The sequence below is a fragment of the Kitasatospora purpeofusca genome, assembly GCF_034043715.1.
GTDB lineage: Bacteria > Actinomycetota > Actinomycetes > Streptomycetales > Streptomycetaceae > Kitasatospora > Kitasatospora purpeofusca_A.
This window is the reverse complement of sequence record NZ_JAXCLC010000039.1, coordinates 76,284-83,127: the sequence shown is the minus strand read 5'-3', so window position 1 is coordinate 83,127 and position 6,844 is coordinate 76,284. Positions and strand designations below refer to the sequence as shown.

Sequence of the window (6,844 nt, the reverse complement as noted above, 5' to 3'; positions counted from 1 at the left end):
GGGTGGGGTGCAACCCTCCGAGCACCGGTCTTGCTGTCGGGGCACGATGTGCCGACAGGGCCTCCACCCCCGTGCGAAGACGCTCCCCTGCCAGCCACCCGGCCCGGTGTCCCGGGAAGGGCGGCGGTGGCGCGGGCACCGGCAAAAGCGGGCCGACCTCGCTGCGCCCCTCGCCTGGTGCCCGTCGGCCCCGCCGTTGATCTTGCTACCCGAGCCGCCCCGTGAACACCCCGCACCCCGGGCACCGCACCCCCGCCGACCGGAGGGGGCCCGAACGGCGGACACCCCGCCGACCGGACGGTCTTCCCTCCTTTCGCGCCGCGCTCGGGAACAGGTCGCCATCCACTACTCGGCCCCGTCTACAGTGAGCGAGCACCCAGCAACCCCAAGTGAAGGGCCGACTCGTGAACAGGGCGGAACCGGCCCAGGGCCGCCCCGTGCGGGTGGTCATCGTCGACGACGAGCAACTGATGCGCACCAGCCTGCGGACGATCCTCTCCGCCCACCCCGGCATCGAGGTCACCGCCATATCCGACGGCGGAACCGCCCTCGCAACCGTGCTGGAGCAGCATCCCGATCTCGTCCTGTTGGACATCCAGATGCCCCACCCCGACGGCCTGACCGTCCTGCGCCAGATACAGGAACTCCCCGCTCCGCCAGTCGTCGCGATGCTCACCGCCTTCGGCTCCGACGAATACGTCCGCACCGCTCTACGCCTGGGCGCGGCCGGATACCTCCTCAAGGACACCGATCCCGAGCAACTGGCCCGGGAGGTCAAGGTCCTGGCGGCAGGAGAGCACTCCCTCGCCCCCGGCGTCACGAAGACCGTCATCGACGGCTACCTCGCCCACGCCGACGCGGCAAAGGAGACCGCGGCACACGTCTCGGCCCTCACCGAACGCGAACGCCAGGCCCTCGCACTGGTCGGCCACGGGCTGACCAACAATCAGATCGTCCGCCGCATGGACCTCGCGCCCAGCACCGCGAAGGACCACATCAGCGTCCTGCTCACCAAACTCGGCCTGCGCAGCCGCGTCCAGGCCGCCGTCCTGGCGGAACGCGCCGGGCTCCTGCGCACCCGCTCCACCGCAGACCCACACCCACCTCACGCCGCCGCAGCGGCAGCCACCGACGCGGGCAGCCGCCCGGGTGACGGTGTCGAGTCATGACGTGGCGAGTACCCGCCGGCCTGTGGTTGATACCCCCGGTGGCCCTGGCTGCGGTGGAGCGCCTCTCCGCGGCAGGGCCGATGCCCCACTGGCGGGTGCCCCTGGGGTTCGCAACCGCCGCGATCCTCCTGCTGCGACGCCGCTTCCCGCGGACCGTGTTCCTGGCCACGCTGCCCGCTCTCGCGGCGAGTGGATACTTCCCCGCCATGTTCGCGCTGTACACGGTGGCGCTGAGCAGCACCCGGCGCCGCACCCTCACCGGATGCGCCGCGCTGTTCGTCCTTGCCTGGCAGATGTCGCCGGACGCGGTGTACCTGGCCGGCGACCGGCCGGTGAACCCGATGGGCCTCATCGGCCTCGCGACCTTGATCGCCGCCCCGATCGCACTGGGAACGCTCGCCCGCACCAGAACCGAACTCACTGCCCGCATCGCCGACCTCGGCCTCGCCCGAGAGCGCGAGAACGCGCTCCTGGCCCGGCAGGCCGTCGCGGCCGAACGCGCCCGGCTCGCCCGCGAGATCCACGACACCGTCGCTCACCAGGTCAGCCTGATCAGCGTCCGCACCGCCGCCCTCCAGGTCACCACCACCGACCCGGACGTACGGGAGACCGCCCGCGACCTGCGCGTCCTGGCCGCCCGCACCCTGGACGAACTGCGCCAGATGGTCGGGGTTCTGCGCGCCAGCGGCGGCACCCTCGACACCCACTCAGCTCAGCCCGTCCTCGCCGATCTTCCCCGTCTCGTCGCCGACAGCGGCCTGGACGTCGACTTCACCCTCGACATCCCCCTCGACCCGGCAGGGTCCCGACTGTGGCCTCCCGCGGTGCAGCGCGCCATGTACCGGACCGTGCAGGAAGCCCTTACCAACGTCCGCAAGCACGCCCCCGGAGCCCGCGTCACCCTCCGGCTCCACGACACGGACCGGCATCTGCAGGTGGACGTCCGCAACACGGCCCCGGACCCGGCAGCCCCGTTCCCCGGCCTGCCAACCGGCGGGCACGGCCTCATCGGCCTGCGAGAACGCGCCCAGCTCACCGGTGGCACCCTCACCAGCCACCCCACCCCTGACGGCGGATACCACCTGCACGCCGCGTTCCCACTGACACCACCCGAAGCCGCGCCATCAGAACCCGTCCGGCCGGGCAGAGCGTAGATCCGTCCATGAGTCTCATCCCGGTCGGCCCGCAGCGGCTGCTCCCGATCCCGATGGGATTGAGGAGTAGCAGGAGGTCGAAGGCGGTCGCCGCTCTGCGGCCTACCGAGCCCGTCGATCTCACGGCGACGAGGAGCAGGAGCCGGACGACGCGCGACGCTGGATTGGCTTCTCTTCGGAGCGAGCGTGCCGGGGTACCACGGACGCGCTCCGTTGTGGTGCAGTTCGCCCGGAACGCGCGCTCGCGGGGCCGGTGTCCGTGCTGCCGGATATGCTCACCGGTCGAGACTGATAGGGGAGTTACGGGCGCGACTCTGTGCTGACCGTTGACGTTCCGCTCGGCCCGTTCGACGGCCATCTCCTCCCTGTCTTCGCGGCGAAGGGCAGAGCCTCCAAGCTGCACGCACACCTGCGATGCCCCCGGCTTCGCGCGGACGGAGCGGTGGCCTCCGAGGCGCCGCTGAACGCCGCGACGATCGCCCGTCTGTGCTCCGCCTGCGCACATCACGGCGGCTGATGTGCCCGCTCTGGGCGGGGATCTGACGGCTGTGTAAGCCCGGCGGGGCCAATGTGCCCCGAAAATGCCCCGCCGGGTTGATTCAGCGATGTTTGCGCAGGTCAGCGCGGTTCACAGAAGCGTCCGCCAGTAGTACCAGAAGCGGTTCAGGATCAGCAGGGCGATCACCGCGTACCAGAGGGCCGGGACGACCCAGTGGTAGCGGGCCGCCTCGCGGACGGCCGGTCGCAGGGCGCGGGGGACCGGGACGGCGCCGGAGCGCAGGTTGTGCAGGGTGGTGTACCAGAACAGCGGGACCATCGTGGCCCAGACCACCATGCAGTACGGGCAGAGCGCGCCGATCCGGTACAGCGCCTGGTACATCAGCCAGGTCACGAAGCCGATGCCGAAGACCGTTCCGGCCTGGAGGCCCAGCCAGAACCAGCGCCGGTAGGTGGCGCCGGCCAGTAGTCCGGCGCCGATCGCGATCACCACGGCGAAGCCGGCCAGGCCGAGCAGCGAGTTGGGGAACCCGAACGCCTCGGCCTGGTCGCTGCGCATGATCGAGCCGCAGCTGATGATCGGATTGATGTTGCAGTTCGGGACGTAGGACGGGTCCTTCAGCAGCCGGATCTTGTCCAGGGTGAGGACCGCCGAGGCGAACAGCCCCAGCGCGCCGCCGATCACCAGCAGCAGGGCGAACGGGCGGCCCGCGCCGTACCCGGGCCGGGTGCCGGCGGGGGCGGGGACGGGGGTGGCGGGGGAGGGGGTGGCGGGGGAGGGGGAGGGGGAGGGGGAGGGCGCCGTCATCCGGTCACCTGCTTGACCATCGTGGTGAACTGCTCGGGCGAGGCGGGCTTGCCGCCGGCGAACACGTCCAGCTTCCTGCCGTCCAGCCGGACGGTCGGGGTGCCGGTGACGCCGCTCCGGTCGAAGGCCTTGTTCACCTGGCCGGCCCAGGGCAGGTAGGTGCCCTCGCGGACCGCCTTGACGAAGCCGTCGGTCTTGAGGCCCGGCACCTTGTCGGCCAGGTCGAGCAGGTGGTTGACGTCGGCGAAGGCGTCGTCGCGCTCCTCCGGCTGGTTGGCGTAGAGCACGTCGTGGAACTGCTTGAACTTGTCGACGCCCTCGTTCAGCGCCGCGCCGGCGGCGGCCAGCGCGGTGCGCGAGCCCTTCCCGCCGAGGCCCTGGTCGAGGAAGGTCGCCAGGTGGTACTCGATCTTGTAGCTGCCCGCGTCGGCGAGCTGCTGGACGGTCGGGCCGGTGGTGGTCTCCAACTGCTCGCAGAACGGGCAGCGGAAGTCCTCGTAGACCTCCAGCGTGTGCGGGGCGTCCGCCTTGCCGTAGGTGACCACGGTGCCGTCCGCGCCGCTCGCGTTCGCCGGCACGACCAGCGGGCCCGCGGTGTCGGCGGAACCGGAGCCGGAGCCGGAGCCGGTCGAGCCGCCGACGGCGAAGGCGACGCCCGCCGCGAGGGCGAGCAGGACGGCGGAGGCGGTGCCGACCACCGCCCGGCGGCGGATCCGGGCCGAGCGCTCGGCCTGCTCGCGCTCCTGGCGCATTCGCTCGGTGGCGGCCCGGCGGGCGGCCTTCCGGTCGCCGGCGGTGGTGCTCTTCTTGGGGGAGGTGCTCATGGTGGAGGTCGTCCTGGTGCTCGTGGCGGGGCGTGCGGGCGCGGGGGCGCACGGCCGGCCGGGGACCGGGGGACCGGAGGGTCCGCTCAGCGGGCGGGCGCCGACGGCCGCGCGGGCGGGCCGCGCCGGACGGCGGGCCGGAGCCGGACGGGCTCGGCGGGGACCAGCACCCGGCTGGCCCGGGGGAACGGCACCCGCGCCACCGGACGGGCCGGCAGCGGTGCGGTCAGCAGCGTCAGCCAGTGGCCGGCCGCGGCGGGGAAGCGCCGGGCGAAGTCGCCGAGGATCCGCGCCGAGCGGGCCAGCCCGGACAGCGCGGCGTCGGCGCTGCGCAGCCAGTACGCGGCGGCCAGCGCGAGCGCGGTGTGCAGGAGCAGCAGCAGGGCGAGCCCGACCGGCCGGGAGAGGCCGTGGCCGAGCAGGAGGCCGCCGAGCGAGCCGCCGCCGCACAGCAGCGGTTCGAGGCCGCGGGCGGTGCCGGGCGGCAGCGAGGGGCAGGTCGACTGGGCGAGGTCGAACAGGGCACTCAGGCCCAGTTCCAGCGGCAGGAAGACCGCCGCGACGACCCGGTAGCCGCGCTCGCGGCCGGACAGGGCGAAGGCCGCCGCGAAGACGGCGGCCCCGGCCACCGCCAGCGTGCCGAGCGGCAGCGGGCGGCCGGTGACCAGCACCTGGCCGAGCCCGGCGAGCAGCACGAGCAGCGCGGCGAAGACCGCCGCGCGCAGCGTCCTGGTGTCCCGGGCACAGTTCATGAGTCCCGAGTGTGCCACAGGTTGAAAGCCGAACGACTGGCTCCCGGGCCCGCTGTGAAGATCCTCACCACCGGCCCTGAACTGGGCTTATATGCCGTTTACAGTGACCGTGCCGGGTGCCTCGACGACCGGCTCGGCCGGTGTCGCGGCGGTTGCGACCCGGGCCTCGACCAAGTCCCGGAACGCCTCCAGGTCGGTCCGGACGGTCCGTTCGATCGCCCCGGCCAGCGCGAAGCCGCCGGGCCCGCCGAACGCCTCCCGGACCGCCCCCGGGTCGTACTCGACCCGGACCTGTACCCGGGTGTGCGCGGCGTCGAGCGGGCGCAGCGCGAAGGCGCCGTGCAGCGGCGGTCCGCCCAGGGTGCGCCAGGCCATCACCCGGCCCCGGCCCCGGTCGGTGATCTCCGTCTCGACGTCCCGTTCGGCGCCGGCGATCTCCACCCCGAGATGGGCCAGGTTGCGGCCGTGCGGCTGGGCGGTGCGGACGCCGTCGACGAAACGCGGGTACTCGTGGACGCGGTGCAGCTGCTCCCAGGCCGCCAGGACGGGGGCGTCGATGTCGATCTGTTCCTCCAGCGTGCTCATGGCCGGCCGGACCTCCTCGGGTTGACGCGCGGGCCGCCCTTCCAGCCTGCGCCGCGGGGCGGCCCGGGGCAAAGGGCGGCCCGGGGCGGCCCGGGGTGGGGGGGAGAGCGGAGGACGGAGCCGGCGGCCGGCGGGCGGTGTGCGGGCGGTCGGGCGAGACTGGGCACATGCCGGAGCTGCCCGAGGTCGAGGCCCTGACCGCCTTCCTGTCCGCACGGCTGACCGGGCGGGTGATCGCCGAGGTCCGGCCGGTGGCGATCAGCGCGCTCAAGACCTACGACCCGCCGGTGACGGCGCTGGCCGGGCGGACGGTCGGCGCGGTGGTCCGGCACGGGAAGTTCCTGGACGTCGGGGCGGACGGGCTGCACCTGGTGGTCCACCTGGCCAGGGCGGGCTGGCTGCGCTGGCGGGAGCACCTGCCGACGGAGCCGCCGAAGCCGGGCGGGCGCAGTCCGCTGGCGCTCCGGGTGCGGCTGGAGGGCCCGGAGGGGGACGGCTTCGACCTCACCGAGGCGGGCACCAAGAAGGGGCTCGCGGTGTACGTGGTGCACGACGTCGAGGAGGTCCCGGGGGTGGCCCGGCTCGGCCCGGACCCGTTCGACCCGGACTTCGACCTGGCGCGCTTCCGGGCGCTGCTGGGCGGTGAGCGCCGCCGGATCAAGGGCGTGCTGCGGGACCAGAGCGTGCTGGCCGGGGTGGGCAACGCCTACTCGGACGAGGTGCTGCACGTGGCGCGGATGTCCCCGTACAAGCTGGCGGCCGATCTGTCGGAGGAGGAGACGGCGCGGCTGTTCGAGGCGCTCGGCACGACCCTGCGCGAGGCGGTGGAGCGTTCGCGCGGACTGGCGGCGGGGGAGCTCAAGGCGGAGAAGAAGCTGGGCCTGCGGGTGCACGGGCGGACCGGGCAGCCCTGCCCGGTCTGCGGGGACACCGTGCGGGAGGTGTCGTTCGCGGACTCCTCGCTGCAGTACTGCCCGACCTGCCAGACCGGGGGGAAGCCGCTCGCGGACCGGCGGCTCTCCCGGCTGCTGAAGTAGCGGGGCGCCGTCCGCCG

At 73.6% G+C, this 6,844-nt stretch carries 7 protein-coding genes; 3 read left to right on the top strand and 4 right to left on the bottom strand.

Features of this window, described 5'->3' with window-relative positions; genetic code table 11:
* The first annotated feature begins 404 nt into the window (after positions 1 to 404).
* Together SM793_RS20920 and SM793_RS20915 are read left to right on the top strand one after the other, a co-directional pair.
* Positions 405 to 1,169 (top strand): response regulator transcription factor, encoded by a 765-nt coding sequence (locus tag SM793_RS20920; RefSeq protein ID WP_320439758.1) that lies wholly within the window; start codon positions 405 to 407, stop codon positions 1,167 to 1,169.
* On the top strand, positions 1,166 to 2,323 hold the full coding sequence (locus SM793_RS20915) for a sensor histidine kinase (RefSeq protein ID WP_320439757.1): 1,158 nt from the start codon (positions 1,166 to 1,168) through the stop codon (positions 2,321 to 2,323). Before SM793_RS20920 ends, SM793_RS20915 begins: the two co-directional genes overlap by 4 nt.
* A 628-nt stretch (positions 2,324 to 2,951) precedes the next feature.
* On the opposite strand, the gene SM793_RS20910 is transcribed toward SM793_RS20915, so the two are convergent.
* The 4 genes from SM793_RS20910 to SM793_RS20895 form a co-directional block, all read right to left on the bottom strand.
* On the bottom strand, positions 2,952 to 3,629 hold the full coding sequence (locus SM793_RS20910) for a vitamin K epoxide reductase family protein (protein ID WP_320439756.1): 678 nt from the start codon (positions 3,627 to 3,629) through the stop codon (positions 2,952 to 2,954).
* On the bottom strand, positions 3,626 to 4,453 hold the full coding sequence (locus tag SM793_RS20905) for a thioredoxin domain-containing protein (protein WP_320439755.1): 828 nt from the start codon (positions 4,451 to 4,453) through the stop codon (positions 3,626 to 3,628). Before SM793_RS20905 ends, SM793_RS20910 begins: the two co-directional genes overlap by 4 nt.
* An 86-nt stretch (positions 4,454 to 4,539) precedes the next feature.
* Positions 4,540 to 5,205 carry a hypothetical protein gene (locus tag SM793_RS20900; RefSeq protein ID WP_320439754.1) on the bottom strand — a complete coding sequence of 222 codons (666 nt, stop codon included), beginning with the start codon at positions 5,203 to 5,205 and terminating at the stop codon, positions 4,540 to 4,542.
* Between the two features lie 87 nt (positions 5,206 to 5,292).
* Positions 5,293 to 5,790, bottom strand: coding sequence for an SRPBCC family protein (locus SM793_RS20895; RefSeq protein WP_320439753.1), 498 nt, complete (start codon positions 5,788 to 5,790; stop codon positions 5,293 to 5,295).
* 167 nt (positions 5,791 to 5,957) lie between these two features.
* On the opposite strand from SM793_RS20895, the gene SM793_RS20890 reads away from it, so the two are divergent.
* On the top strand, positions 5,958 to 6,827 hold the full coding sequence (locus SM793_RS20890; protein WP_320439752.1) for an Fpg/Nei family DNA glycosylase: 870 nt from the start codon (positions 5,958 to 5,960) through the stop codon (positions 6,825 to 6,827).
* The last annotated feature ends 17 nt before the right edge of the window (positions 6,828 to 6,844 follow it).

Excerpts from the sequence above, each read along its gene's own strand:
- SM793_RS20905 (WP_320439755.1), bottom strand. The coding sequence starts at position 4,453 with ATGAGCACCTCCCCCAAGAAGAGCACCACCGCCGGCGACCGGAAGGCC.
- SM793_RS20900 (WP_320439754.1), bottom strand. The coding sequence starts at position 5,205 with ATGAACTGTGCCCGGGACACCAGGACGCTGCGCGCGGCGGTCTTCGCC.
- SM793_RS20915 (WP_320439757.1), top strand. The coding sequence starts at position 1,166 with ATGACGTGGCGAGTACCCGCCGGCCTGTGGTTGATACCCCCGGTGGCC.
- SM793_RS20895 (WP_320439753.1), bottom strand. The coding sequence starts at position 5,790 with ATGAGCACGCTGGAGGAACAGATCGACATCGACGCCCCCGTCCTGGCG.
- SM793_RS20890 (WP_320439752.1), top strand. The coding sequence starts at position 5,958 with ATGCCGGAGCTGCCCGAGGTCGAGGCCCTGACCGCCTTCCTGTCCGCA.
- SM793_RS20910 (WP_320439756.1), bottom strand. The coding sequence starts at position 3,629 with ATGACGGCGCCCTCCCCCTCCCCCTCCCCCTCCCCCGCCACCCCCTCC.